General features: G+C 74.1%; 22 protein-coding genes and 3 tRNA genes. 13 read left to right on the plus strand and 12 right to left on the minus strand.

The window, feature by feature from the left end; genetic code table 11:
- Positions 1-48: 48 nt before the first annotated feature.
- Entirely contained in the window at positions 49-1,272 is a 1,224-nt protein-coding gene (locus PVK37_RS15330) for an acyl-CoA dehydrogenase family protein (RefSeq protein WP_275034683.1), read from the minus strand.
- Positions 1,273-1,370: 98 nt separating this feature from the next.
- Positions 1,371-2,420 (minus strand): phosphotransferase family protein, encoded by a 1,050-nt coding sequence (locus tag PVK37_RS15335; RefSeq protein ID WP_275034685.1) that lies wholly within the window; start codon positions 2,418-2,420, stop codon positions 1,371-1,373.
- 152 nt (positions 2,421-2,572) lie between these two features.
- Here PVK37_RS15335 and PVK37_RS15340 point away from each other — a divergent pair, with 152 nt between their 5' ends.
- From PVK37_RS15340 to PVK37_RS15350, 3 genes are all read left to right on the plus strand, one after another.
- The gene (locus tag PVK37_RS15340; protein WP_275034686.1) at positions 2,573-3,280 is read left to right on the plus strand and encodes an ACT domain-containing protein; all 708 of its coding nucleotides are present in this window, start codon (positions 2,573-2,575) and stop codon (positions 3,278-3,280) included.
- Positions 3,277-4,338: a GNAT family N-acetyltransferase gene (locus tag PVK37_RS15345; RefSeq protein ID WP_275034687.1), complete on the plus strand. Its 1,062-nt coding sequence runs from the start codon at positions 3,277-3,279 to the stop codon at positions 4,336-4,338. Before PVK37_RS15340 ends, PVK37_RS15345 begins: the two co-directional genes overlap by 4 nt.
- Positions 4,339-4,640: 302 nt before the next feature.
- Complete coding sequence (locus PVK37_RS15350) at positions 4,641-5,195, plus strand: SUKH-3 domain-containing protein (RefSeq protein ID WP_275035130.1); 555 nt, start codon at positions 4,641-4,643, stop codon at positions 5,193-5,195.
- Between the two features lie 146 nt (positions 5,196-5,341).
- On the opposite strand, the gene PVK37_RS15355 is transcribed toward PVK37_RS15350, so the two are convergent.
- Complete coding sequence (locus PVK37_RS15355) at positions 5,342-6,910, minus strand: aldehyde dehydrogenase family protein (protein WP_275034688.1); 1,569 nt, start codon at positions 6,908-6,910, stop codon at positions 5,342-5,344.
- A gap of 578 nt (positions 6,911-7,488) precedes the next feature.
- Complete coding sequence (locus tag PVK37_RS15360; protein WP_275034689.1) at positions 7,489-8,283, minus strand: LPXTG cell wall anchor domain-containing protein; 795 nt, start codon at positions 8,281-8,283, stop codon at positions 7,489-7,491.
- 399 nt (positions 8,284-8,682) lie between these two features.
- Here PVK37_RS15360 and PVK37_RS15365 point away from each other — a divergent pair, with 399 nt between their 5' ends.
- Complete coding sequence (locus PVK37_RS15365; RefSeq protein WP_275034690.1) at positions 8,683-11,550, plus strand: glycoside hydrolase family 9 protein; 2,868 nt, start codon at positions 8,683-8,685, stop codon at positions 11,548-11,550.
- Positions 11,551-11,705: 155 nt separating this feature from the next.
- Here PVK37_RS15365 and bsaP read toward each other — a convergent pair whose 3' ends face one another.
- Both bsaP and bioB read right to left on the minus strand, forming a co-directional pair.
- Positions 11,706-12,008: a biotin synthase auxiliary protein BsaP gene (gene bsaP, locus PVK37_RS15370; RefSeq protein ID WP_275034691.1), complete on the minus strand. Its 303-nt coding sequence runs from the start codon at positions 12,006-12,008 to the stop codon at positions 11,706-11,708.
- 19 nt (positions 12,009-12,027) lie between these two features.
- Positions 12,028-13,023 carry a biotin synthase BioB gene (gene bioB, locus PVK37_RS15375; RefSeq protein ID WP_275034692.1) on the minus strand — a complete coding sequence of 332 codons (996 nt, stop codon included), beginning with the start codon at positions 13,021-13,023 and terminating at the stop codon, positions 12,028-12,030.
- Between the two features lie 184 nt (positions 13,024-13,207).
- Here bioB and PVK37_RS15380 point away from each other — a divergent pair, with 184 nt between their 5' ends.
- Genes PVK37_RS15380 through PVK37_RS15395 form a run of 4 tightly spaced genes read left to right on the plus strand, consistent with a single transcriptional unit; the run spans position 13,208 to position 17,477 of the window.
- The gene (locus PVK37_RS15380) at positions 13,208-14,392 is read left to right on the plus strand and encodes an 8-amino-7-oxononanoate synthase (protein ID WP_275034693.1); all 1,185 of its coding nucleotides are present in this window, start codon (positions 13,208-13,210) and stop codon (positions 14,390-14,392) included.
- A 20-nt stretch (positions 14,393-14,412) separates the two neighbouring features.
- The gene (bioD, locus tag PVK37_RS15385) at positions 14,413-15,114 is read left to right on the plus strand and encodes a dethiobiotin synthase (protein ID WP_275035131.1); all 702 of its coding nucleotides are present in this window, start codon (positions 14,413-14,415) and stop codon (positions 15,112-15,114) included.
- Between the two features lie 47 nt (positions 15,115-15,161).
- Positions 15,162-16,817, plus strand: a complete 1,656-nt coding sequence (locus PVK37_RS15390; protein ID WP_275034694.1) for an ATP-binding protein — start codon at positions 15,162-15,164, stop codon at positions 16,815-16,817.
- Positions 16,818-17,477: a response regulator gene (locus PVK37_RS15395; RefSeq protein WP_275034695.1), complete on the plus strand. Its 660-nt coding sequence runs from the start codon at positions 16,818-16,820 to the stop codon at positions 17,475-17,477.
- A 4-nt stretch (positions 17,478-17,481) separates the two neighbouring features.
- On the opposite strand, the gene PVK37_RS15400 is transcribed toward PVK37_RS15395, so the two are convergent.
- The 3 genes from PVK37_RS15400 to PVK37_RS15410 form a co-directional block, all read right to left on the minus strand.
- Positions 17,482-18,585 (minus strand): alpha/beta hydrolase family protein, encoded by a 1,104-nt coding sequence (locus PVK37_RS15400; protein WP_275034696.1) that lies wholly within the window; start codon positions 18,583-18,585, stop codon positions 17,482-17,484.
- Positions 18,586-18,832: 247 nt separating this feature from the next.
- Positions 18,833-20,005, minus strand: a complete 1,173-nt coding sequence (locus tag PVK37_RS15405) for a cytochrome P450 (protein WP_275034697.1) — start codon at positions 20,003-20,005, stop codon at positions 18,833-18,835.
- Positions 20,002-20,673 (minus strand): class I SAM-dependent methyltransferase, encoded by a 672-nt coding sequence (locus tag PVK37_RS15410; protein ID WP_275034698.1) that lies wholly within the window; start codon positions 20,671-20,673, stop codon positions 20,002-20,004. Before PVK37_RS15410 ends, PVK37_RS15405 begins: the two co-directional genes overlap by 4 nt.
- 181 nt (positions 20,674-20,854) lie before the next feature.
- Between PVK37_RS15410 and PVK37_RS15415 the strand changes: the two genes are divergently transcribed.
- Positions 20,855-21,760, plus strand: coding sequence for a hypothetical protein (locus tag PVK37_RS15415; RefSeq protein ID WP_275034699.1), 906 nt, complete (start codon positions 20,855-20,857; stop codon positions 21,758-21,760).
- Between the two features lie 53 nt (positions 21,761-21,813).
- On the plus strand, positions 21,814-23,106 hold the full coding sequence (locus PVK37_RS15420; protein WP_275034700.1) for an alkane 1-monooxygenase: 1,293 nt from the start codon (positions 21,814-21,816) through the stop codon (positions 23,104-23,106).
- On the opposite strand, the gene PVK37_RS15425 is transcribed toward PVK37_RS15420, so the two are convergent.
- Entirely contained in the window at positions 22,992-23,573 is a 582-nt protein-coding gene (locus tag PVK37_RS15425) for a TIGR03086 family metal-binding protein (RefSeq protein ID WP_275034701.1), read from the minus strand. The two genes, PVK37_RS15420 and PVK37_RS15425, sit on opposite strands and share 115 nt — an antisense overlap.
- 74 nt (positions 23,574-23,647) lie before the next feature.
- Positions 23,648-24,250 carry a TetR/AcrR family transcriptional regulator gene (locus PVK37_RS15430; protein ID WP_275034702.1) on the minus strand — a complete coding sequence of 201 codons (603 nt, stop codon included), beginning with the start codon at positions 24,248-24,250 and terminating at the stop codon, positions 23,648-23,650.
- Positions 24,251-24,566: 316 nt separating this feature from the next.
- Here PVK37_RS15430 and PVK37_RS15435 point away from each other — a divergent pair.
- From PVK37_RS15435 to PVK37_RS15445, 3 genes are all read left to right on the plus strand, one after another.
- Positions 24,567-24,639, plus strand: a tRNA-Gly gene (locus tag PVK37_RS15435).
- 36 nt (positions 24,640-24,675) lie between these two features.
- A tRNA-Cys gene (locus PVK37_RS15440) sits at positions 24,676-24,746 on the plus strand.
- 13 nt (positions 24,747-24,759) lie between these two features.
- Positions 24,760-24,834, plus strand: a tRNA-Val gene (locus tag PVK37_RS15445).
- Between the two features lie 70 nt (positions 24,835-24,904).
- Here PVK37_RS15445 and PVK37_RS15450 read toward each other — a convergent pair.
- Complete coding sequence (locus PVK37_RS15450; RefSeq protein WP_275034703.1) at positions 24,905-25,300, minus strand: hypothetical protein; 396 nt, start codon at positions 25,298-25,300, stop codon at positions 24,905-24,907.
- Positions 25,301-25,378 lie beyond the last annotated feature (78 nt).

Consider the following 25,378-nt stretch of genomic DNA (forward strand, 5'->3'; position numbering starts at 1 on the left):
GGGAGGGGTCGGCGGGGAGGGGAGGGACGGGGGAGTGGGGGTAGGGGGTTAGGGGGTGGGGGTGCGGTAGGGGCGGAGTTCGCGGCGGGCCAGGGAGGCGCGGTGCACCTCGTCCGGGCCGTCGGCGAGGCGGAGGGTGCGGGCCTGGGCCCAGAGCGCGGCCAGCGGAGTGTCCTGGCTGACCCCGGCCCCGCCATGCGCCTGGATCGCCTTGTCGACCACCCACTCGGTCATCGCCGGGACAGCGATCTTGATGGCCTGGATCTCGGTGTGCGCGCCCCGGTTGCCGACCGTGTCCATCAACCAGGCGGTCTTGAGTACCAGCAGCCGGGCCTGCTCGATCCGCACCCGGGACTCGGCGATCCACTCCTGGACCACGCCCTGCTCGGCCAGCGGCCGACCGAACGCGACCCGGTCGACCACCCGCCGGCACATCAGCTCCAGCGCCCGCTCGGCCATCCCGACCAGGCGCATGCAGTGGTGGATCCGACCCGGACCGAGTCGGGCCTGGGCCATGCCGAAACCGCCACCCGCCTCCCCGACCAGGTTCGCCGCCGGCACCCGCACCCCGGTGAAGTCGATCTCCGCGTGGCCGCCGTGCGCCGCGTCGGAGTACCCGAAGACGGTCATCCCGCGCCGTACCGTCACGCCGGGGGTGTCCCGGGGCACCAGGATCATGCTCTGCTGCTTGTACCGTTCGGCGTCCGGATCGGTCTTGCCCATCACGATCAGGAGTTCGCAGGCCGGGTCCATCGCCCCGGACGACCACCACTTGCGCCCGTCGATCACGTACTCGTCGCCGTCCCGGACGATCCGGGTGGCGATGTTGGTGGCGTCGGACGAGGCCACCGCCGGCTCGGTCATGCAGAACGCCGAGCGGATCTCGCCGGCCAGCAGCGGACGCAACCAGCGTTCCTGCTGCTCCTCGGTGCCGAACGCGGCGAGCAGCTCCATGTTGCCGGTGTCCGGGGCGGCGCAGTTGAGCGCCTCCGGGGCCAGGTGCGGGCTGCGCCCGGTCAGTTCGGCGAGCGGGGCGTACTGGAGGTTGGTCAGCCCGGCACCGTGGCGCGGGTCGGGGAGGAAGAGGTTCCACAGGCCCCGGGCCCGCGCCTCCGCCTTCAGCTCGGCCAGCACCGGCGGACGCGCCCACGGGTCCCCGGCCGCTGCGACCTGCGCGGCGTGCACGGCCTCCGCCGGATACACCCTCTCGTCGAGGAAGCGCAGCAACGTCTCGCGCAGTTCGGTGGTACGGGCGTCGAAGCTGAAGTCCATCGTCTCTCCCCGGCGGCGCGTGTCGCCGCCCTCTCGTACGTCTCCCGGTGGCCGACGTCGCCGACCATCCTCCGTCGCCGGACCGGTCCCGGTGGTGCTCAACGTCGGGTGGCGGCCAGCCCGTGCGCGACCAGGGGCGCCACCAGGGCACCGATCCGGTCGAACCCGTCACCCAGGGTCTGCCCGAGGGTGTGCCGGTAGTGGATGCCCTCGCAGATCACCGCCAGCTTGAAGCAGCCCAGCGCCACGTGCCAGTGCAACGGCCCCACGTCGACGTCGGCGCGGGCGGCGTACCGCGCGATCAGCTCCGCGCCGGTGGGGAAGCCGGCGCGCGGGCCGAGCCCGTCGGCGACCGGGTTGCCAGCGGCGAGGTCGGAGTCGCCGAGCACGTCCCAGTAGGTCAGCAGCAGACCCAGGTCGGCCAGCGGGTCGCCGAGAGTCGCCATCTCCCAGTCCAGCACCGCCCGGACGGCCACCGGGTCGACCGAGGCGAGAAGATTGTCCAGCCGGAAGTCGCCGTGCACGATCCGGCCCGCGTTCGCCCCCTCCGGCACCGTCGCGGCGAGCCGGTCCCGCAGCTCGTCGACACCCGGCAACGGCCGGCTGCGGGACCGGTCGAGCTGCCCGGCCCAGCGGCGCACCTGCCGGGCGAGGAAACCGTCCGGACGGCCGAAGTCGGCCAGCCCGACCTCGTCCGGCGGCACCGAATGCAGGGTGGCCAGGGTGTCCATCATCGCCTCGGCCAGCTCACGCCGCTGGTCGCCGGTGAGCCGGTCGGTCTGCGTCCGGCTGCGGTAGACCACCCCGTCGACCCGTTCCATCAGGTAGAACGGCGCGCCGATCACGTCCGGGTCGGTACAGAGCAGCAGGGCGGCCGGCACCGGCACCCCGGTCGGCGCGAGCGCGCTGATCACCCGGTGCTCCCGGGCCATGTCGTGCGCGGTGGCCAGCACGTGCCCCAACGGTGGCCGACGCAGCACCACCTCGCGGTCGCCGACGGTGAGCAGGTACGTCAGGTTCGACTTGCCGCCGGCGATCAGCCGGGCGCGCAGCGGGCCGTCCCCCAGATCGGGCCGGTGGGCGGTGAGATGAGCGGCGAGCCGGTCGAGGTCGAGCCCCTTCGGCGGCGGCCCGGCCGGATCGGTCATCCGACTAGTTGATGGCACGGCCGTTCACCATGTCAAGACTTGTTTTTCGCCGGGGACACCGTGCGGCAACAGGGGCGAAACCCCCGTCCGGCACGCTGGGGACCAGCCTGCCGGACGTCTACGTCCGGCCCGCCGAACGATGGGGGACAGACATGCTGCTGAGAGTTCGGGTGACCCTGCCGGACCGGCCCGGCACGCTCGGCCAGGTGGCGCGCACCCTCGGCGTCTCCGGGGCCGACATCGTCCAGGTGGTGGTACTGGAACGCCTCGGCGGCCGGGCGGTGGACGACTTCACCGTGGTCTGGCCGGGCGCGGCCCGCCTCGAACGCCTGCTGGCCGGCCTCGCCGCGATCCCCGGCGTCCAGGTGGACGGGGTGTGGCGGGCCATCGGCGCGCCGACCGCCACCGGCCAGGACGCCGAACTGCTGGCCCAGGTGGCGGCCAACCCGGCCGACGGGTGCGCCACCCTGGTCGACGCGGTGCCCGGCCTGCTGGCGGCGGACTGGGCGGTGGCCGCCGTGGTCCCGATCGACTGGGCCTCCTCCGGCGGCGGGGCGGCGACCGTCGGCTACGCGAGCTGGCGTACCCCGGTCCCGCCGAACCTGCCGGAGGTGACCCCGCTGCGCTCCCGTGCGTTGACCATGCCCGACGGCAGCCACTTCGCGGTCGTCCCGTTCGGCCGGGCCGGCCTGGTGCTGGTGGTCGCCCGGGACGTGGCCGAAACCCTCACCCCGGCCGCCTTCCACCGCACCGAGGTGGACCGGCTGACCCAACTGGTCAAGGCCAGCGCGGTCATCCTCGGCGACCGGCTCGACCTGGTGGGCGCGCCCACAGCCCCGGCCACCGGGGGACGATCGTGACCCTCTGGCGGATCCGGGCCACCGTGGACGACCGGCCCGGCTACCTTTCCGTGCTGACCGCCAGCCTCGCCCTGCGCGGGGTGAACATCCTCGCCGTACAGGTGCACACCACCGAGGCCGGCGCGGTGGACGACTTCCTCGTCGACGCGCCGGACGCCCTCGACGAGACCGACCTGCTCGCCGCCGTCGAGAAGGGCCGGGGCCGGGACTGCTGGGTGGAGCGCAGCGAGGTACGCGGTCTGGCGGACCAGCCGACCCGGGTGCTCGGACTCGCCAGCCGGCTGGTGCGCGACCCGGACGCGGCCGGCGAGGCGCTGCGTACCCTGCTCGGCGCGGACATGGTGACCTGGCGGCCGGGGCCCGCCGCCGGGCCGGTCGGGGTGGAGGGCACCCGGCTACGGCTCGCCGACGGCGACGGCGGGGTCTTCGAGCTGTCCCGGCCCGCGCCGGATTTCACCCCGGCCGAGTACGCCCGGGCGCAGGCGCTGGTGGAACTGGCGGTCACCGTCGCGCGGCGGTCCGCCGAACAGGTCACCCTGATCCTTCCCGACGGCTCCGAGCTGGGCGTACGCCCCGCCGGGCCGGACGATCTCACAGCCGTCCTGCGGCTGCACGAGCAGTGCTCGGCGCGGACCCTGCACCGCCGCTACCTCAGCGGAGCGGGCCGGCCGTCCCCCGACCGGTTGCGGCGGCTGCTCGATCCGGCGCGCGGGATGACCCTGGTCGCTGTCGAGACGGACCCCGCTGGTGCGGCGGAGTCGGTGGTCGCGATGGCGAACCTGCTCGGCGAGGGGGACCAGGCCGAGGCGGCGCTGCTGGTCAGAGACGACCGGCAGCGCCGTGGCCTCGGCGGCGCGCTGCTGCGCCGGCTGGTCACCCACGCCGACCGGACCGGGTACGCGGCGGTGGAACTGCACGTGCACGCCGCGAACACCCCGATGCTGCGGACCCTGCACCGACTCGGTCGGCCGATGCGGCTGGAGCGGGACGGTGCGGTGGTGACCGTGACGCTGCCGCTGGCCGCCAACCACTGCGCGACCGAGGTGCAACGACGGTAGGGCGGCATCGTCCGGGCTGGTGGCAGCGTGCTGGCGCCCGATGGACGGGTCGGCCCCCGGGTCGCCCTGCTGTTGGAGTTGCTCCTCGAACATGACGAACGTCTTCCGCCGGATGCCGTGGGTCACCTACCCCCCTGCACGACCAGGACCACCAACGAGCCACCACCGGCCAACCACCCCTGGGCTTCCAGGACTACCTGACACTCCTGGAGACCGCCCGCCTGGACGTCTTCCGAGTACGCGAACCAGCAGACCCCGCCGGCGGACCCACCGACCGCCCCTGCGACTCCTGCCTCACCGCCCTGGTCCACCTCCACCTACGCCCCTGGCCCGACCTCGCCTACGTCGATGAATGGCGACCCGAACCCCAGCCCGTCCCGCACCCCAACCGCTTCCCCCAGGAAGTCGCCCACTCCCTGGCGGCAGCCGGCTGGCAGCCACACTTCGGCGACGACCTGTTGGCAGAGGTGGCTATCGACGAGACCTGCGCTGCGGTCGGCGGCGAACGACACTCGCGTATCGCGGCCGCGCTCGGGGCGCTGACCGCCTTTCCGAGTCTGGCCAGCGGGCGGCGTGGTCCCGGGGAACAGGTTTGGATCTCACGATTCCAGGTGGATCCGTTGCTGGTCGCGCACACTGCTGCCAGTCTCGCCGACTTCGGGGCGGTGCCGGGCGTACGGCTGTTCCCGATCGGCACCGAACGGCAGGACAGCATCCTCGCCGTCGACGAACAGGGCCGCGTCTTCGCCCTCGACCAGGCCGGCGAACGGTTCCTCGGGCCGGACATCGACACCGCCCTCACCACGCTCCTGCTCGGACGGGCACCCGCCCGGGTACACGGCGACGGCACCTGGTGACCGTCCGAGCGAGCGGTCGACAGGTGCCGGCCGTCCGCCCGGACGGGCCAGTGGCGTACCGGCGTGCGCGCAAGATCCCGGACGGGCCGGTGGGCGTACGGCGTGCGCGGAGGAGCCCGGACGGGCCCCTCCGCGATCGGCGTGCGTCAGGTGGCGGGGTAGCTGTTGTAGTCGGGGAAGTTGCCGTAGAGGCGTCCCTCGCCGCCGACCGTGACGGCCTGTACCAGCAGGTCGCCGCCGACGAAGGCGCCCTTCCACGAGGCACCCCGGCCGCCGAACGGCTCCTCGCGGTCGCCCCGGGAGCGCGGCTTGTTGATGCCGACCTTGAACGCCTGCAGGTCCACCGCCAGCTTCCCGGCCAGTTCCTCGTCGTCGCAGGCCAGGCTGGCGACCAGCGCGCCGTTGGAGGCGTTCATCGCGGCGAGCAGTTCGTCGGTGGTGTCCACCACCACGATGGTGTCGACCGGGCCGAACGGCTCGGCGTGCATCAGCCGGGACCGGCCGGGCGGGGCGAGCAGCACCGACGGGGCCACGTACGCCGAGGTGTCCTGTGCGTCGAGGAACGGCGCACCGTCCAGCTTGCCCCGGTACAGCGGGATCGCGCCACCCCGGACCGCCTCGTCGACCTTGCGGCGCAGCTCGTCGGCCTTGGCACCGCTGATCAGCGGGCCGAAGTCCAGCTCGGGCAGCGGGTCGCCGGCGGACCAGTCGTCGGACACGGCGAGTGGGTGGCCGAAGCGGACCGAGGAGACCACCGGCAGGTACATCGCCAGGAACTCGTCGACCAGGTCCCGCTGCACGACGAAGCGCGGGTACGCGGTGCAGCGCTGCTTGCCGTACTCGAAGCCCTTCTTCAGGTGCTTGGCGAGCATGTCCCACTGGGAGAAGTTCCAGATGCCCCAGGCGTTGAGGCCCTCCTGCTCGATGAAGTGGCGCTTGTCGGAGTCGAGCAGCGCGGCGGCGACCTTGCCGCCGTTGGAGCGCCCGCCGACGAAGGCCACCGCGCCGATCTCGGGTGCCCGGACGAGCACCTCGGACAGTTCCTCGCCGCCGCCGGAGACCAGGGTGGCGGGCAGGCCGGCGCGGCGCATCAGCGCGTGGGCGACGGTGAGGCAGACCGCCCCGCCCTGCGAGGGGGTCTTGGCGATGACCGCGTTGCCGGCGAGCAACTGGACCAGTTCGGCGTGGACCAGCACGCTCATCGGGTAGTTCCAGCTGGCGATGTTGCTGACCGGGCCGGGCAGCGGTTCGCGTCCGTCGGCGAGCATCCGGTCGATCTCGTCGACGTACCAGCGGACGCCGTCCAGGGCCCGGTCCACGTCGGCGCAGGCCAGCCGCCACGGCTTGCCGATCTCCCAGACCAGCAGCAGGGCGAGCAGGTCGCGGTGGGCGGTGAGCGCGTCGAGCGCGTCGTTGACCTTGGCCTTCCGCTCGGCGAGGGGGGTGTCGGCCCAGGTGCGGTGTGCGGCGGCGGAGAAGGCGACCGCGGCGCTGGCGGTGGCGGCGTCCAGGCGGGGCAGGTTGACCAGGACGGTGTTGTCGACCGGGGTGCGGACCGGGCTGGGGGTGCCGGCCGAGGCCCAGTCGCCCTGGATCAGGTTGCGCAGGGTGACGGTGCCGTCCGCGTCGGCGGCGTCGAACGCCTCGGGGGTGGCCTGGACGGCGCGGGCCAGGGTGTCGGCCCAGGCGGTGCCATCGGCGAGTCGTAGAGCCATCGCGATCTCCTCAGGGTCATCCAGTGGAGCGGCGGCATCGACGGCACCGCTGGGCGTACTGTCCCGTGCCCGGAACACCGGCGGCAACAGTACGTTCGTATGCCAGGATGGTCGTCCACTGTCGAGGGCCGGTCGAGCCGCCCCTTTGCCTCGTGCATCTCGCCGCTGAGCTGCACTTACGTCGCCACTATATCGCAGTTCATCGATAATGTGATTCAGCTTGACTTGACGGGAAAGCGTTTTCCTGGTCGTCTCGGTCGGTCCCCGACGTCGGCCGGTCGCCCGAAGGCCACCCGGACCGGGCAGGCCGCGGCCCTGGTCGTCCGAACGCCAACCGGCCGTGCGAACCCGCCGCCTGGTCGTGCGGACGGTGCCTGGTCGTGCCGGCGGCTACCGGACGGGCGGACCGCCGCCCGGTAGCAAGAGCCGCCGCCTGGTCGGGCGAGCGGCGTCGCGGTCGGGCGAGCGGCGCCCCGGCCGGGCGGGCTACGGTCGGGCGCGCGAACGCCGACCGGCCGTCGGGCGAGGCCCGGCGGCCGGTCGGGGTGCGAGGAGCGACAGTCGGTACGCCGACCGGGTCAGCTCGTGAAGGTGATGTTGTCCCGACGGCGACGGAGCACCATCAGGGTCGCGCCGCCACCGATCAGGCCGACGCCGAGCAGGGCGATCGTGGTCGCCGCCGCGCCGGTGAGCGGCAGGTCGCCCCCGCCACCGCCGCCCGGAGTCTCCGATGTGGACGGGGTGACCGACTCGCCCGGGGTCGGGCTCGTCGACTCGTCGGGAGTCGGGCTGACCGACTCGTCGGGGGTGGGGCTGACCGACTCGTCCGGGGTCGGGCTGACCGACTCGTCCGGGGTCGGGCTGACCGACCCCGACGGGGTCGGGGTGGGGGTCGGGGTGGACGGAGCCGGCTCACCCGGGCAGGTGTGGCTCAGGTTGAAGTAGTCGGCCTTGCCGCTGATGGTGGCTTCGCCGGTGACCAGCGTCCAACCCGCCGGGGTGAACAGGTAGGCGTGCTTCACCTGTGCGTTCGGGCCGCCGGTGGTGTAGAAGGCGTCCGGGTACGGGTCTGCGTCGTCCGGGATCGTCACGGTGACGTCCTGCACGCCGTCGGTGAAGGTCAGCTCCAGGCCCAGGAAGTCGCCGGACTGGCTCTTGTTGCCGGGCAGGATGAAGTGCCAGCCGTCGTGGTCGTCGGGGAGGTCGGCGAACCGGGCGTCGCTGCACTTCTGGTTCTCGAACTCGCCCGCCTTGACGTCGGACTGGCGGAGTTCGGCGGTGCTGACGGCCCAGGCCGGGGTGGCGAAGGCGAGGAAGGTCGTGGCGGCGGCGGCAGAAACGACCGCGCAGGCCACGTGCCGGCGCTGCGGCATACGGTTTTCCTCCGGAGAGTAGTCGAGGGGACGGCCCATGATCCCATGGGTGGCGACCCGCCGAGGCATCGGACGAACGGCCTGAGCTGCTCAGACTCGCTGGTCAAAGGTCCTGTCGGAGTGGACCGACGGAGCCGTCGGCTGAGTCACTCCGCGTGTTGATGTAACGGAGCGTCCTGGTCGGACGCTGCGCCGGGGCGCGTCGCGGGTTTGACACCTGCTCTTCACAAACGGGTGAGACGGCCGTTACATTGTCGCGTATCCATGGGAGCGCTTCCACGGTCGTGGTGGCGCGGGCTCCCGGGACGTCCACCACCATGCCGCCCGGGGCGCGTCGACCCACCCCCGTCCCCGGTCGACCCGCCCCGGGCGGCGCCCTCCACCGACAGGAGCACCGGCATGCGCCACCGCACCGCCCGCGGGCGGTCCGAACCGCCCTGGTACCGGCGTCTCGTCGCGGCCGGTGCCGCGCTGACCACCGGCCTCGCCCTCGCCGTCACCGGCACCGCCCCGGCCCCGGTCGCCGCGGCCCCCGCCTACAACTACGCCGAGGCGTTGCAGAAGTCCCTGTTCTTCTACGAGGCCCAGCAGTCCGGTGACCTGCCCGCCTGGAACCGGGTCTCCTGGCGCGGCGACTCGGCGCTCACCGACGGCGCGGACGTCGGCCTGGACCTCACCGGCGGCTGGTACGACGCCGGCGACCACGTGAAGTTCGGCTTCCCGATGGCGTTCAGCGCCACCATGCTGGCCTGGGGTGCGGTGGAGTACCGGGACGGGTACGTCGCCTCCGGCCAGTTGACGCACCTGCTGAACAACCTGCGCTTCGTCAACGACTACTTCATCAAGGCGCACCCCGCCCCGAACGTCCTCTACGGACAGGTCGGCAAGGGTGACGACGATCACAAGTGGTGGGGTCCGGCCGAGGTGATGCCGATGGCGCGGCCCGCGTACAAGATCGATGCCAGTTGTGGCGGCGCGGACCTGGCCGGCGAGACGGCGGCGGCGATGGCCGCGTCGTCGATGGTGTTCCGGCCCACCGACCCGACCTACGCGAACACCCTGCTCACCCACGCCCGGCAGCTCTACACCTTCGCCGACACGGTGCGGAAGAGCTACCACGAGTGCATCACCGACGCGACCAGCTTCTACCGCTCGTGGAGCGGCTGGCAGGACGAACTGGTCTGGGGCGCGATCTGGCTGCACCGGGCCACCGGCGAGGCCAGCTACCTGACCAAGGCGGAGAGCGAGTACGACAAGCTCGGCACCGAGCCGCAGAGCACCACCCGGTCCTACAAGTGGACGATCGCCTGGGACAACAAGCAGTTCGGGGCGTACGTGCTGCTGGCCGCGCTGACCGGCAAGCAGAAGTACCTCGACGACGCCAACCGGTGGCTGGACTACTGGACCGTCGGGGTCAACGGCCAGCGGGTGCCGTACTCGCCGGGCGGGATGGCGGTGCTCGACTCGTGGGGCGCGCTGCGCTACGCCGCCAACACCGCGTTCGTCGCGCTGCTGCACAGCGACAGGATCACCGACGCGACCCGCAAGACCCGCTACCACGACTTCGCGGTCCGGCAGATCAACTACGCGCTCGGCGACAACCCGCGCAACTCCAGCTACCAGATCGGCTTCGGGACCAACTCACCGAAGAACCCGCACCACCGCACCGCGCACGGCTCCTGGTGGGACAGCCAGACGGTACCCACCGAAACCCGGCACGTGCTCTACGGCGCCCTGGTCGGCGGCCCGTCCGCGGCCAACGACGCGTACACCGACAACCGCTCCGACTACGTGATGAACGAGGTCGCCACCGACTACAACGCCGGGTTCAGCTCCGCGCTGGCCGCCCTGAGCGCCAAGTACGGCGGCACCCCGCTCGCCGGCTTCCCGACCGCCGAACGCCCCGACATCGACGAGCTGACCGTGGAGACCACGGTCATGCAGAACGAGCCGCGCGCCGTCGGGCTCAAGGCGATCGTCTACAACAAGTCCGCGTTCCCGGCCCGCGCGCTCACCGACGGCACGTTCCGGTACTACTTCCGGACCGACGGCACGCCGGTGCAGGTCACCCCCGGCTACACCCAGGGCTGCCCGTCGCCGTCGACCGCCCGCCAGGTCAGCGGCGACCTCTGGTACGTCGAGGTGGACTGCACCGGGCACACCATCGCCCCGGCCGGCCAGTCCCAGCACCGGATGGAGGTGCAGTTCAAGATCGGTGTACCGGAGGGTGGCACCTGGGACCCGACCAACGACCCGTCCTGGCAGCCCACCGCCGGCCCGAACCGCAAGGTGCCGCTCTACTCCGGCGGCCAGCGGGTCTGGGGCGAGGAGCCGAGTGGCCCGGTCCAGGACACCACCCCGCCCACCACCCCCGGCACCCCGGTCGCGTCCAACCTGACCGCCACCGGCGTCACCCTGACCTGGCCCGCGTCCACCGACGCCGGCAGTGGCGTGGCCGGCTACGAGATCACCCAGGAGACCGTCGGCAGCGACGCGCTGATCCTGCACCGGACCAGCACCAACAGCCTGACCCTGAGTGCCCTCCAGCCGTCCCGCAGCTACCGGTTCTGGGTACGCGCCCGGGACAACGCCGGCAACTCGTCGGCGTCCTCCCCGGTGGCGACGGTGACCACCCCGGCCGGCGGCGGCCCGGACACCAGCGCGCCCACCCCGCCCGGCACCCCCACCGCCTCGGCGGTCGGCCCGACCGGGCTCACCCTCAGCTGGGGGCCGTCCACCGACGACGTCGGCGTCACCGGCTACCGGGTGTACCGCCGGGACGCGTCGACGGACACCCTGCTCGCCACGGTCACCGGCACCACGTACCCGGTGACCGGCCTGACCCCGGCGACCGCGTACGTGTTCCACGTGGTCGCGGTGGACGCCGCCGGCAACCCGTCCGCCCCGTCTCCCACCGTCACCGTGACCACCTTGCCGGCCACCCCCACCGCCGCCTGCAAGGTCGGCTACACCACCAGCGACTGGAGCACCGGGTTCACCGCCACGGTCACCATCACCAACACCGGTACCAGCGCCCTGAACGGCTGGTCCCTCGGGTTCAGCTTCCCGGCCGGTCAGCGGCTCACCCAGGCCTGGTCGGCGAACGCCACCCAGTCCGGCGCGGCGGTGACCGCCACCAACCTGCCGTACAACGGCACGCTGGCCGTGGGCGCGTCGACCAGCTTCGGCTTCAACGGCACGCACACCGGCAGTAACCCGAAGCCGACGGCCTTCACCCTCAACGGTTCCCCCTGCACCATCGGGTGACCAGGTCGGAGTCCTGGACAGTTACCGTCCTCATACGACGGTGACTGTCCAGGATCCGGCGAACGAGCCGCCGTGGTGGCCGGCCCGGTCGGCGAGCCGGAGTGGGCCGGCGGCGTGGGGCGAGCAGACCGGCCGGCGGCGGTAGGGCGGGGTGGTCAGCCTTCGGTGGCGCCGTGTTCGACGCAGGACGCCCGCCAGCCGGTCGGCAGCACCTGTACCTTCATCCGGCGGCGGCAGCGCGCGCAGAACCGGGGCGGTTCCAGGTCCCGGGCCAGCCGGCACGCCTGGTGCGTTCCGGTGCCGGCCGGCTCACCGCACCGGTCACACCACGGCCCGGCTCCACCGCCCGGCCCGGCTCCACCGCCCGGCCCGGCTCCACCGCCCGGCCCGGCTCCACCGCCCGGCCCGGCTCCACCGCCCGGCCCGGCTCCACCGCCCGGCACCGCCACCTCACTCATGGTCACCACCGCGCCCGCGTCACAGGGTCGCGGAGAGCGCCTTGACCGGCATCTTCAGGTCGTCGAGAAGCTTGAGGTCGTCGGTAGCCGGTCGACCCAGCGTGGTGAGGTAGTTGCCGACGATCACCGCGTTGATGCCGCCCAGCAGCCCCTCCCGGGTGCCCAGGTCACCGAGGGTGATCTCCCGCCCGCCGGCGTACCGGAGGATGGTGCGCGGCATGGCCAGCCGGAACGCGGCGATGGCGCGCAGCGCGTCCCGGCCCTCGACCACCGGCCGGTCACCGAGCGGGGTGCCCGGCCGCGGGTTGAGGAAGTTCAGCGGGACCTCGTGCGGGTCCAGTTCGGCGAGCTGGGCGGCGAACTCGGCGCGCTGCTCGACCGTCTCGCCGAGGCCGAGGATACCGCCGCAGCAGACCTCCATGCCGGACTCGCGGACCATCCGCAGGGTCTCCCAGCGCTCCTCCCAGGAGTGCGTGGTGACCACGTTCGGGAAGTACGACCGGCAGGTCTCCAGGTTGTGGTTGTACCGGTGCACACCCATCTCGACCAGCTCGTCGACCTGCTCCTGGGTGAGCATGCCCAGTGAGGCGGCGACCTGGATGTCGACCGCGTCCCGGATCGCCTTCACCCCCTCGCGCATCTGCTTCATCAGCTTCGCGTCCGGGCCCCGGACGGCGGCCACGATGCAGAACTCGGTCGCCCCGGTCGCGGCGGTCTGCTTCGCCGCCTCGACCAGGGAGGGGATGTCCAGCCACACCGACCGTACCGGGGAGGCGAACAGGCCCGACTGCGAGCAGAAGTGGCAGTCCTCCGGGCAGCCGCCGGTCTTCAGCGAGACGATGCCCTCCACCTCGACCTCCGGCCCGCACCAGCGCATCCGTACCTCGTGCGCGAGCTGGAGGGTGTCCGACAGGTGCTCGTCGGGCAGGGTCAGCACGGCGAGGACACCGGCCTCGTCGAGGCCGACGCCGTTCTCCAGCACCTGGGTGCGCGCCTGGTCGAGGATCTCTGGCATGGCTCGTACCCTACAAGGCCGACCGCCGGGTCCGAATCCCCGCATGTACCGTCTCCAGCCGGGCCCGAGCCGCCCACGAAGCCGAGCCACGCCACGCCGCGCCGTCCGGTACGGGTGGTAACTTCGCCCGGCGGAACGGTCGTCGGATCGGACGGCCGGGATCGGTACGAGCAGGGGAGTGACGGTGGCGGACTGGCTGGCGACGCTCGACCGCCGGGCCGAGCTGCGGGCGAGGGCCGGGCTGACCCGGCGGTTGCACCCCCGGGGCGCGGCCGACGAGGTGGTCGACCTGGCCGGCAACGACTACCTCGGCCTGTCCACACATCCCGAGGTGACCGCCGCCGCCGGTGCCGCCCTGCGGGCGTACGGGCTGGGCGCGACCGGGTCCCGGCTGGTCCGTGGCTCCACCGACGCCCACCACGCTCTCGAGGACGACCTCGCCGACTGGCTGCGGGCCGAGCGCGCCCTGCTCTTCTCCTCCGGCTACCTGGCCAACCTGGGCGCGGTGCGCGCTCTCGTGCAGCCCCGTACCCTGCTCGTCTCGGACGCGCACAACCACGCCTCGCTGATCGACGGCTGCCGCATCTCCGGGGCGGAGACGGTGGTCGTCCCGCACGGCGACGTGGCGGCCGTGCAGGCCGTGCTGGCCGCCGCGCCGGGCCGGCCGGCGGTGGTGGTCACCGAGTCGGTCTTCTCCGTCGACGGGGACCTCGCCCCGCTCGACCGGCTGCACGCGGTCACCCGCCGGTTCGGGGCGGTGCTGCTGGTCGACGACGCGCACGCGCTCGGGGTGACCGGGCCGCAGGGTGCCGGCGGGGTGGTCGCGGCCGGGTTGGCCGGCGAGCCGGACGTGGTGGTCACCGCCACCCTCTCCAAGGCGCTCGGCGGGGCGGGCGGCGTGGTGGCCGGCCCGGCCCCGTTCGTCCGGCACCTGGTGGAGACCGGCCGGACCTTCATCTTCGACACCGCGCTTCCGCCGGCCGTGGCCGCCGGGGTCCGGGCGGCCGTCGGCCTGGCCCGGGCCGCCGACGACCTGCGGGCCGAACTGGCCGACCGGGCCACCCTCGCGGTACGCCGGCTCCGGGCGGCCGGGCTGACCGTGTCGGTGCCGGACGCGGCGGTGGTGTCGGTGACCGCGCCCGGCCCGGAGGCCGCCACGACCTGGGCGGCCCGGTGCCGGGAGCAGGGGGTGGCGGTGGGTTGTTTCCGGCCGCCGTCCACCCCGGATCCGCGCTCGCGGCTGCGGCTGACCCTCAACGCCGGGGTGCCCCGGGCCGACTTCACGCGGGCGCTGGACGTGATCGTGGCGTGCGCGCCGGTGGGCGCCACGGCTGAGCCGGGCAGCCGGGTCGCGCAGGTGGTGTCGTGAGCGGGGCCTGGCGGGGGGCGGTGCTGGTCACCGGCACCGACACCGGGGTCGGCAAGACGGTGGTGACGGCGGCGGTGGCCGCCGCCGCGCAGGCCGCCGGGCTGCGGGTCGCCGTGGTCAAGCCCGGCCAGACCGGTACGGCCACCGGTGAGCCGTCGGACGTCGACAGTGTGAACCGGCTGGCCGCCCCGCTGACCGCCCGGACGTTGGCGAGCTTCCCCGACCCGCTCGCCCCGCTGACCGCCGCCCGGGTGGCCGAGCTGGAGCCGCTGGAGCTGTACACCGTCGTCGACGCGGTCCGCGAGGAGGTCGACAAGCACGACCTGGTGCTCATCGAGGGTGCCGGCGGGCTGCTGGTGCCGATGGGTGTGCGTCCGTCCGGCGAGGCGTGGACGGTGGCCGACCTGGCGGTGTCGCTCGGCGCGCCGGCCGTGGTGGTGGCCCGGGCCGGGCTGGGCACCCTGAACCACACCGCGTTGACCCTGGAGGCGCTGGACCGCCGGGCGGTACCGGCCGGGGTGGTCATCGGGGCGTGGCCGGCCGAGCCGGAGCTGGTGCACTGGGCGAACCTCAGCGAGCTGGTGCCGAACCTGGTCGGCGCGCTGCCCACCGGGGCCGGCGCGATGGACCCGGGGGTGTTCCGGCGTTCCGCGCCGGGCTGGCTCACCCCGGCCCTGTACGGGGTGCTCGACGACTGGCGGGCCTGGGCCGAGGAGATCTGACCTTCGTCGGTGCCGGTTCCGCCGTCGGGTGGGTAGCGTCCCGGGACGTGCGGGCGCTCGGGGAACGGATCGACGGCGGATGGCGGCGACTGCTCGGCGACGGGCTGCTCGGCCTGTTCCTCGCCGCGCCGTTCGGGTACGCCCGGCTGACCCCGCCGTACCACCGGTACACGGTGCCGCTGCTGGTCGGTTGGCTGCTGCTGCTCGGCGCGGCGACCGTACTGGCCTGGCGGCGACCGCTGGCGGCGCTGGTGCTGGTGGTGCTCGGCTCGTACGTGGACGGCAACTTCGTCTTCGCGATCCCGGTCTTCAGTTATCTCGTCGGCCGGCGGGCCGTCCGGGCGCTGCCCGCCGCGCTGGTGTTCGCGGCGATCGCGGCCGGTGGCACCGTGCTGAACCTGGGGCTGCTCGGCACCCGGGCGCGGACCTGGTTCCTGCTCGCCACCATCCTGATCTTCGGTGGGGTGCTGCCCTGGCTGGTCGGCCGGTACCGCCGGCAGTACCACGCGCTGCTGCGGGCCGGCTGGGAGTACGCCGAGGTGGTGCGCCGGGAGCAGCAGGGCGCGGCCGAACGGGTGATGCTGCGGGAGCGGGCCCGCATCGCCCGGGAGATGCACGACTCGCTCGGCCACGACCTGAGCCTGATCGCGTTGCGGGCCGGGGCGCTGGAGTTGGCGGCCGACCTCGATCCCCGGTACCGGACGGCGGCCGGTGAGCTGCGGGTCAGCGTGACCGCCGCGACGGAGCGGCTGAGCGGGATCGTCCGGGTGCTGCGGCCGGACGCCGGTCCGGTGCCGGTGGAACCGGCCGACGTGACGGCGCTGGTCGACGGGGCCCGACGGGCGGGGATGACGGTGCTGGTGCGGGGTGACCCCGGGGACGCCGACCTGCCGGAGCTGACCGTGGTGGCGTTGCGCGGACTGGTCCGGGAGGCGCTCACCAACGCCGCCCGGTACGCCCCGGGTGCCCGGGTCGTCCTGACGGTGCGCCGGGTGCCGGGCCGGTTCACGGTGTCCGTGGTGAACGGTCCGGGGCCGACCGGTCCGCCGGTGCCGGTCTCCACCGGCTCGGGGCTGCTGGCGTTGGGCGAGCGGGTCCGCCTGGCCGGCGGTACCCTGGCCGCCGGGCCGGAGGGCACCGGCTTCGCCGTCCGGGCCCACCTGCCCGGCGGTACCGGCGACCCCGGCCGGGAGGGGGACAGCACCGTCCCCGATCCGACGCCGGCCCTGGCGTCGGCCCGGTCACCGGCCCCGACGCCGGACCGGTCACCGGCCGGGTCACCGGCCCCGACGCCGGACCGGTCACCGGCCGGGTCGCCGGCCCTGACGCCGGACCGGCCGTCGCCCTGGGACGGGTCGCCCGGAGCGGGCCCGCCGGAGCGCTTCGGGGCCGCCCGCCGACGGCTGCGCCGGAGCCTGCTGGTCGCGGTCGGGACGCCGGTCGCGCTGGCCGGGCTGCTGGCGCTGGTCTACCACCCGTACGTCACCGCCGACGCGGTGCTCGACCCGGCGGCGTACGAGCGGATGCGCCCCGGCCAGCCGCGCGCCGACCTGGCCGGGTTGCCCCGCCGGCAGGTGGAGCCGCCCGCCGACGCCCCGGCCGGCTGCGAGTACTACACCGACGGCAACTTCCCCCTGGCCCAGCCGACCTGGCGGCTCTGCTTCCGGCAGGGTCGACTGGTCGGCAAGGAACGGATCGACTGAATGATCTCCGTACTGCTCGCCGACGACGAGGCGATGATCCGCGCCGGGGTGCGGGCGATCCTCGCCACCGACCCGGGTGTCGACGTGGTCGCCGAGGCCGCCGACGGCCGGGCCGCGGTGGAACTCGTCCGTGCCCACCGGCCCCGGGTGGCGCTGCTCGACATCCGGATGCCCCGGCTGGACGGGCTGGCCGCCGCCGCCGAGATCCGTCGGCTGGTACCGGCCACGGCGGTGGTCATGCTGACCACCTTCGGCGACGACGACCACGTGGCCCGGGCGCTCGGGGACGGTGCCGCCGGTTTCCTGGTCAAGGCCGGTGACCCGCGTGAGCTGCTGGCCGGGGTCCGGGCGGTGGCCGACGGCGGGGCGTACCTGTCGCCCCGGGTGGCCCGCCGGGTGATCGAGTTGAGCGGGGCACGGATGGCCCGCCGGCCGGTGGCCCGGGACCGGGTGGCGGTGCTCACCGACCGGGAACGGGATGTGCTGGGGCTGGTCGGGGCGGGCCTGTCCAACGCCGAGATCGCCCGCCGGCTGCACCTGGTCGAGGGCACGGTAAAGGGGTACCTGACCAGCGCCTTCACCCGGTTGGGGGTACGCAACCGGGTGCAGGCGGCGATCCTCGCGTACGAGGCGGGGTTGGTGGACGCCGATCCCCGCTAGCGACTCAGCGGAAGGTGACCTCCGGGTAGGCGGGGTGCGGGCCGTCGAGCAGCGGCGCGGGCCGGGACCGCAGGTGCCGGTCGAGGAACGCGGCCACGTACTCCCGGGTGAGCAGCAGCTGCCGGTCGGCCGGGATCGGGCCGGGGTCGATGCCGAGCTGCGCGCCCAGCACCGGCCGGTCGGTGAACGACATGTGCCCGCTGCCGGCGACGGTCAGCCAGCGCTTCCAGCCGGTGAACGCGGGCCAGTCGCGCAGCCAGCTGTGGTCGGCCGGCCGGTCCGCGCCGACCAGCAGCACCGGCTCGTCGGTGCCGGTCGGCGTGAACAGCGTGCCGTCCAGGTCGGCGGCGGCGTCCAGCCGGGGTTCCACGGCGAGACCGCGTACCGCCGACGCGCCGCCGATGGAGTGGCCGACCATCGCGACCCGGTCCCGGTCCACGAAGCCCCGCCACACCGGGCGCGGCCCGGTCAGCCGGTCCAGCAGGAACGACGCGTCGGCCGTGCGTCCCGCGATCACCTTCGCCGCGGTGTCCGGGCCCCACTCGTCGCAGGCCAGGCAGTCGACCACCCGGCCGTCGGGGAACTCCACCCCGCGCGCCTCGTACGGGTGGTCGAGGCCGGCGACCAGGTAGCCCCGGCTGGCGAGGTCCTCGGCCAGCCCGGTCAGCGACTCCCGGCTGAGCGAGAAACCGGGGGAGAGCAGCACCAGCGGCCAGCCGTGCCGGTTCGGCCGCACCGGCACGTCCCGCCGGGCGTGGGTACGGACCGTGGTGAGCACGTCCGGGGGCAGCGGCAGCCCCTCCGCCTCGACGATCTTCGCCGACACGCCGGCGGTGGTGTAGGGGGCGGGCCGACCGGCACCGGTCGCCGCCGGGTACCACAGCGACACCATCAGCTCCCGGGGCCGTTCCGGCCGCCACGGGTCGGGCCGGTCGTGGTCGGTCAGGTGCAGCCAGGTGGTGCCGACCGGGTGCGGGCCGGTCGGCGCGGGCAGGGCCAGCGCGGGCACCGCCGGGGGCGCGGCGGTGACCGCGCCGCCGGCGGCCAGGGTCGCCGTCAGAGCCAGGAGTACGGCGACCGCCCGACCGCCGTGACGTGAGGTCATCATGCCGGCACGCTACGGTCCGGGGGTCCGGTCGCACCGCCACCGGACGGCACAGGCCCACCCTGACCTTCGTCAGTCCGCACCGGCGTTCCCGGGGCCGCAGCCCCCGGCGGGTCCCCGGCGTCGTCGGACCGGCCCGGCCAGGCGGGTCGGCCCGGTCAGGCAGGGCGGCCCGGTCAGGCAGGGCGGCGTGGTCAGGCAGGGCGGCCCCGGCCAGGCGGGTCGGCCGGTCAGCCGGACACCTTCCTGGTCAGGCGGGGCGGACCAGGAAGGTGTCCGGCATCCGGAAGGTGAGGTTGTCCGGGCACCACGGTGGCCGGACCACCCGCACCCCGGCCAGCAGCTCCGCCGTCCGGGCGACCACCACCGCCGCCTCCATCCGGGCCAGGTGCGCCCCGACGCAGCGGTGCGCGCCCGCGCCGAACGCCAGGTGCCGGCGGGAGCCACGCTGGCCCGGCAGGAACCGGGCCGGTTCGGCGACCACCGCCGGGTCGCGGCCGGCCCGGGCCAGCCAGAGCACCACGCTGGTGCCCCGGCGCACCGGGGTCCCGTCCAGGGTGGTGTCCATCCCGGCGACCCGCCGCCAGGTGACGATCGGCGGCTCCAGCCGCAGCCCCTCCTCGACCACGTCGGCGACCGGCACCGTGCCGGCCCGCAGCCCGGCCAGCACCGCCGGCTCACCGGTCAGCCGGTGCAGCAGCAGGGTGAGGAACTGGGAGGTGGTCTCCTGCCCCGCCACCAGCAGGAAGAACAGCGCGCCGACCAGCACGTCCGGCGGGTGGCCGGCGGCCCGCAGCCGGGCGGCCAGCCCACCACCGGTGGCGGCGAACTCCCGGAGCACCCGGTGGAACCGGCCCACCTCGACCGCCAGGGTCTGCTGCCGGTCGGCGTCCAGCGGGGCCCAGAAGAGTTCCAGGGCGGCCCGGGCGAACGCCTTGACCGCGCCCACCGGGGCGTCCGGCAGCTCGACCAGCCGGGCCAGCACCAGCAGCGGCAGGTCGGCGGCGAGCCCGGCGTACAGGTCGACGGTCTGCCCGGCGGCCAGTCCGGCGGCGAGCCGGGCCACCCGGGTGTCGACCAGGTCGGTCAGCCAGGGCTGTTGGGCGGCGACCCGCTGCGGGTGCAGCGCCTCGGCGACCAGCGCCCGGATGCCGGGGTGGCTCGGGCCGGAGTTGTTGGCGAGCGTCGGCGGCAGCCGGAACCGGTGCCCGGCGAGGATCCGCAACGCGGCCACCGGGATCGGGGTGACCGCGTCGAGCGCGTTGTCGGGCCGCCAGGTGACCGGGTCGGCGAGCACCTGCCGGACCAGGGCGTGCCGGGTGACCAGCAGGTGCTCGACCCCGAGGTGGTCGGTGACGGTCGTGGTGGCGGGCCCGTCGGCGTCCAGGGCCGGACCCCAGGCCCGGAACAGCGCTGCGGTCATGCGTCGGCGCGGGGACGGCCGGGGTTCAGTTCCCAGACGGTGGTGTGCCGGACCGACACGCTCTCCAACGCCGGCGGCACCGGGACGTCGTACCCGGCCAGCTCGGTGAACCGTTCCCGGGGCAGGAAGGCCCGACCCGGGTCGCCGACCAGCACCCGCGCCCCGGCCCGGGTGGCACGCAGCAGGAAACGCAGCATCCGGTTGGCCATCGCCGCGCTGTAGAAGACGTCCCCGGCGAGCACCACCTCGGCCGTCCCGGCGTCCGGTTCGTCGAGGACGTCGCCCAGTTCGGCGTCGACGCGTACCCCGTTGGCCTCGGCGTTGAGCGCGACGGCGGCGACGGCCCGTTCGTCGATCTCCACCGCGCGGACGCTGGTCGCGCCGGCCCGGGCGGCGGCGACGGCGACCAGGCCGGAGCCGGACGCCAGGTCGAGCACCCGCCGGCCGGCGACGGTCTGCGGATGGTCCAGCACGTACCGGGCCAGGGCCTGCCCGCCGGCCCAGGCGAAGGCCCAGAACGGCGGCGGCTGGGAACTGCGGAACTCGCCCTCGGTCAGCTCCCACAGCCCGATCGGCTCGTCGGCCTGGTGCAGCCGGACCTCGGGCACGAACGCCACCGGGGTGAGCCGGGCGTGCAGCCGGACGAAGGCCGTGGAGATCTCGGACATCCGGTGATTCTGCCCCGGCCCCGCCAACCGGCGTGTCGCGGGTCGCCGGTGACCGGTTCACCACCCCGGGTGAGATCACCCCCGATGGTTGCCGCCAGGTGCGAACTGACCCGGCTGTCGCCGTCCCGGTGCCGCCCCTAGCGTCGGGGTACGGGACGGCACGACCGGGAGGAACGAGACGGTGGCAGCGGTGTGGCGGCGGTACGCGGCCCGGTTCGGGGTGCTGGCGGTCGGGCTGGTGGTGGCGGTACCCGGCCTGCCCGCCCCGGCGAGGGCGGACTTCGCCACCATCCTGGAGGGGCTGCCGGACCGGTTGGGCACCGACCGGGTCGAGACGGTCACCGCGGTCGTCTCCCGCGACGACGCCGGCGGCTGCCTCCGGGTCCGCTGGTCGATGCTGCTCACCGTCCGGGGGCTACGGCTGGACCAGGTACGGATGGACCGGGTCGAGTCCGACGGCCCGTTCCCGGTGCAGGTGCGGGTGGCGGGGTCGGCGGCCCGGCTCACCGATCGGCGGCCCGACCCGGGCACCCTCTGCCCCGGCCGGACGGTCACCGCCCGGTACCGGTTGGCGCTGGCCGGGGACGTCACGGGGGGACGCGTCACGCTGACCGCCGAGGCGTACGACGAGGGGTCGCGGCTGCTGGCCCGGCAGACCGCGACCCGGAACGTGGCCGGCCCGTCGGCCCCGGAGCCGACCGACGGCCCGGCTGTCCCGGACCCGGCCGAGGCGGACCCGGATGGGGCGGACCCGGATGGGGCGGACCCGGATGGGGCGGACCCCGTCGACCCGGGCCTGGCCGCTGACGGGGAGCCGGCCGATCCGACCGACGTGGTCGATCCGACCGACGTGCCGGGCGAGGCTGCCGGGTCGACTGCCGGGCCGGCTGCCGGGACGGGTGGTCGGGTGGTCGCGGAGCCGGCAGGGTCGACCGGCGGCTTCGGCGTGGTACAGGCGGCGTTCCTGCTGGGCGGGCTGCTGGTCTTCCTGGGGGTCGGCCTGCTGCTGCGGATGCGTCAGGTGCTGGGCCGGACCGCCGACGAACCGGCATTTGATCGACCCTTTACAAAGTATGAGTCCTTGTAAAGAGAAGTGATCCGTGCCACAGTCGGAGGGCAGCCGCTCATCGGAGGTTGGCCATGGCCGACGGCATCGACGCGCGCCCCCACCCCGTCCGCTGGCGGGATCCCCGCCGGCTGTTCTGGCCGCTCGCGCTACTCGTCCCGGCGCTGCCCTTCCTGAGCTGGTGGGTGTGGCACGCCACCGGCGGATGGTGGGCCTGGTGGCTGGCACCGGTGATCGTCTTCGGGGTGATCCCGGTGATCGACCTGCTGGTCGGCGACGACCGGCGCAACCCGCCGGAGGAGGCGGTGCCCCGCCTCGCCGCCGACGGCTACTACCGGTGGCTGACCTACCTCTACCTGCCCGCCCAGTACGCCGGCCTGGTGCTCGGCTGCGCGGTGTGGGTTCACGACGAGCCCGGCCCGCTCGGCGCGGCCGGCCTGGTCGCCACGCTCGGCGTGGTCAACGGCATCGCCATCAACACCGCACACGAACTGGGGCACAAACGGGAACGGGCGGAACGCCGGCTCGCCCGGATCGCGCTCGCCCCGACCGGGTACGGGCACTTCCAGGTCGAGCACAACCGGGGGCACCACGTACGGGTGGCCACCCCGGAGGACCCGGCCAGCTCCCGGCTGGGGGAGAGCTTCTGGGCGTTCTGGCCGCGTACCGTCCTCGGCGGCCTGCGGTCGGCCTGGCGGCTGGAGAGCGCCCGGCTCCGTCGACGCGGCGGCAGCCCCTGGACGTGGCGCAACGACGTCCTCAACGCCTGGGCGCTGACCGTGCTGCTGGTCGGCGTGCTGGTGGCGGCCTTCGGCCCGGCGGTGCTGCCGTTGCTGGCGCTCCAGGCGGTGGTCGGCTTCTCCCTGCTCGAGGTGGTCAACTACGTGGAGCACTACGGCCTGGCCCGGCGGCGCACCCCGGCCGGCCGGTACGAGAAGGTCGATCCCCGGCACAGCTGGAACAGCGACCGTACCGTCACCAACGTCTTCCTCTTCCAGCTCCAGCGGCACAGCGACCACCACGCCAACCCGCTCCGGCGGTACCAGACGCTGCGCAGCTTCGACGCGTCACCGCAGTTGCCCGCCGGGTACGCCACCATGGTGGTCGCCGCGCTGGTGCCACCGCTTTGGCGGCGGGTGATGGACCCGCGCGTCCTGGCCCACTACGGGGGCGACCGGTCCCGGGCCAACGTGCGCCCACCCCGCACCGGTCGGTCCGGTGACCGCGACGGCCGGTTCCGCCGCCGTCGGGGTCAGGAGCCGGGGGTCCAGGCCGGGTCGCGGCCGAACGCGGCCAGCAGCCGGTCCTGCTCGTCGGCGTCGGCCGGCACGTCCACCCCGGAGCGGACCAGGTTCCCCTCCTGGTAGTCGGAGACCCGCTCGGTGAACCACCGGCCGCACTCGTGCACCAGCGCGTCGTCCAGCCGGGGGTCCGCGCCGATCGCCACCGCCAGGTCCCACCCGTGGACGAGATGCTCGGCGAGCAGTTGGTGGAGGTACTCCCGGGCGGGTGTCGGACCGGCCGACAGCGCGACCGTCCGGTCCAGCGTCCCCGGTTCGCTGGCCGCCCGCTCGGCCTGCCGGGCCGCGTCCCGGGCCGCGTCCACCGGGTCCGGGCCGAGTTGGTCACCGGTGAGCCGGTCACCGACCGACTCGACGGTCGCGCCCCCGAGCAGCGGCACCGCCCACCGTTCCTCGGTCACCACGTGGTTGACCAGCGCGCGGACGTCCCACGCCGGGCAGGGCGTCGGGTCCGACCACTGTCGCGGCCCGACCCGACCGACCCGGTCGGTGAACTCCGCCAGGCTGCGTCGGTACGTCTCCAGCAGGTCCATGCCGCCGATTGTCCCGGTCGCCCGCGACGACGGGGGCCGTTCCGGCGACCTCGCGTCCGTGCGGCCCGGGGTGTTCAGTCCAGTTGGGCCGGGTCGAGGCCCAGTTCCCGGGCGGTGACCAGGCGGATCCACTCGCCGAACTGGCGTCGGGTGATCACCCGGTGGTGCACCGCGAGCTGTACCGCGAGGCCGTCCATCACCGCGTGGATCCGCCAGGCCGCCCCGGCCGGGTCGGCGCACTCGAAGGTGCCGTCCTGCACGCCGGCCGAGATCACCTCGGCGAGGTCCTGACGCCAGCGCAGGTCCAGCCGGCGGCAGACCTTCTCCAGCTCGGGGGTGCGCAGTGACTCCGACCAGCCGTCGATCCACAGCGACCACGAGGTGGACCGCCCGGCCGGGGTGTAGAGCCGAAGGATCTTCTTCAGCTTGGTCAGCGGCGGCGCGGCGGACCGGACCACGGTGTCCAGGCGGGCGAGGTCCTGCTCGACGGCGTACGCGAACGCCTGCTCCAGCAGCCGGTCCTTGGTGGCGAAGTGGTAGAAGACCAGCGCCTGGCTGACCCCGGCCGCCTGAGCCACGTCGGCGGTCCGGGTGTTCGCCAGGCCCCGTTCCACGATCACGTCGCACGCCGTGCGCAGCAGGGCATCCAGGCGGATCTCGGCGGCACGTCTCGTCACGCGGCTACCGTAGCCTATCCGACCGCTCACGAGGAGTTACCGCTCCGGGCGGGTGGAGCGGACAGTCAGAACCCGGACAGAACCACCTGCCGCTCCTCGTCCCGGCCAGTCACCCAGGCTCCTAGGAAGCCTTGCCGAGAGTGACGATCTGGACCCGCGCCCACACCGTCCACCCCGGGCGCGCCCACCGCCATCCCGGACCGACAGCCCGGACGCCGCGTGAACGGGCGAAACGCGCCAGAAGGGCCCCCGATTTGGCAAGCGTTCCCGGCCTCGGCTAGAGTTCTCATCCGTCACCGGGAAACACCGGGGGCGTGCGGACGTAGCGCAGCTGGTAGCGCATCACCTTGCCAAGGTGAGGGTCGCGGGTTCGAATCCCGTCGTCCGCTCGGCGAGATGCCATCACGCATGTCGGGGGCAACCTCGGTGGAGTGGCCGAGAGGCGAGGCAACGGCCTGCAAAGCCGTGTACACGGGTTCAAATCCCGTCTCCACCTCGGCGTTAGACGAGGGCGATTGGCGCAGTGGGAGCGCGCTTCCTTGACACGGAAGAGGTCACTGGTTCAAACCCAGTATCGCCCACCAGGTGAACGAACCCGTTGTCGGTCAATCCGGCAACGGGTTCGCTGTTTCCGGGGCCGTCCCGCAGGGCGGGTCAGCGTGCGACGCGGCCGGAGCCGCCGCAGGTCTCGCACATGGCGGAGCCGTGGTCGACGTCGGCGAACCCTTCCCCGGTGAAGGTGAGGGTGCGTTCCCGTCGGTTCGTCCAGCCCCGTCCCTGGCACCGGATGCAGAGCACCGTCACCTCGTCCGGTAGGCGGGGGCCGGGCAGCTTCGGTTCCCGCCCGAGCACGCGCCGTACCCGGTCGGCGAGTCGACCGTTCCCGGCGGCGGGGCGGTGGCCGTCGCGGAGGATGCGCCGGCCGTCGGGCAGGAAACGCCGCTCGTCCCGGGGCGGCGGGGAGCCGGCGCGGGCGCGTCGACGTCGCCGGGCCACGACCAGCCCCGCCACCAGCAGCAGCAACCCGCTGGCCAGCACGGCCCAGACCATGAGGGCTCCTCGCAGTCGACGACGGGGACCGGACAACTCTAGGCCCGGTACCGGCCGGTCGCGGACGGTGGTCTTCTC

The organism is Micromonospora cathayae, from assembly GCF_028993575.1.
Taxonomy (GTDB): Bacteria; Actinomycetota; Actinomycetes; order Mycobacteriales; family Micromonosporaceae; genus Micromonospora; species Micromonospora cathayae.

What these genes read in the sequence shown, in the direction of transcription:
- bioB (WP_275034692.1), bottom strand. Translation starts at nt 13,023, where the DNA reads ATGCCAGAGATCCTCGACCAGGCGCGCACCCAGGTGCTGGAGAACGGC.
- PVK37_RS15335 (WP_275034685.1), bottom strand. Translation starts at nt 2,420, where the DNA reads ATGACCGATCCGGCCGGGCCGCCGCCGAAGGGGCTCGACCTCGACCGG.
- PVK37_RS15355 (WP_275034688.1), bottom strand. Translation starts at nt 6,910, where the DNA reads ATGGCTCTACGACTCGCCGATGGCACCGCCTGGGCCGACACCCTGGCC.
- PVK37_RS15330 (WP_275034683.1), bottom strand. Translation starts at nt 1,272, where the DNA reads ATGGACTTCAGCTTCGACGCCCGTACCACCGAACTGCGCGAGACGTTG.
- PVK37_RS15410 (WP_275034698.1), bottom strand. Translation starts at nt 20,673, where the DNA reads ATGTCCGAGATCTCCACGGCCTTCGTCCGGCTGCACGCCCGGCTCACC.
- PVK37_RS15405 (WP_275034697.1), bottom strand. Translation starts at nt 20,005, where the DNA reads ATGACCGCAGCGCTGTTCCGGGCCTGGGGTCCGGCCCTGGACGCCGAC.
- PVK37_RS15400 (WP_275034696.1), bottom strand. Translation starts at nt 18,585, where the DNA reads ATGATGACCTCACGTCACGGCGGTCGGGCGGTCGCCGTACTCCTGGCT.
- PVK37_RS15425 (WP_275034701.1), bottom strand. Translation starts at nt 23,573, where the DNA reads ATGGACCTGCTGGAGACGTACCGACGCAGCCTGGCGGAGTTCACCGAC.
- PVK37_RS15360 (WP_275034689.1), bottom strand. Translation starts at nt 8,283, where the DNA reads ATGCCGCAGCGCCGGCACGTGGCCTGCGCGGTCGTTTCTGCCGCCGCC.
- bsaP (WP_275034691.1), bottom strand. Translation starts at nt 12,008, where the DNA reads ATGAGTGAGGTGGCGGTGCCGGGCGGTGGAGCCGGGCCGGGCGGTGGA.
- PVK37_RS15420 (WP_275034700.1), top strand. Translation starts at nt 21,814, where the DNA reads ATGGCCGACGGCATCGACGCGCGCCCCCACCCCGTCCGCTGGCGGGAT.
- PVK37_RS15395 (WP_275034695.1), top strand. Translation starts at nt 16,818, where the DNA reads ATGATCTCCGTACTGCTCGCCGACGACGAGGCGATGATCCGCGCCGGG.
- PVK37_RS15450 (WP_275034703.1), bottom strand. Translation starts at nt 25,300, where the DNA reads ATGGTCTGGGCCGTGCTGGCCAGCGGGTTGCTGCTGCTGGTGGCGGGG.
- PVK37_RS15365 (WP_275034690.1), top strand. Translation starts at nt 8,683, where the DNA reads ATGCGCCACCGCACCGCCCGCGGGCGGTCCGAACCGCCCTGGTACCGG.
- PVK37_RS15340 (WP_275034686.1), top strand. Translation starts at nt 2,573, where the DNA reads ATGCTGCTGAGAGTTCGGGTGACCCTGCCGGACCGGCCCGGCACGCTC.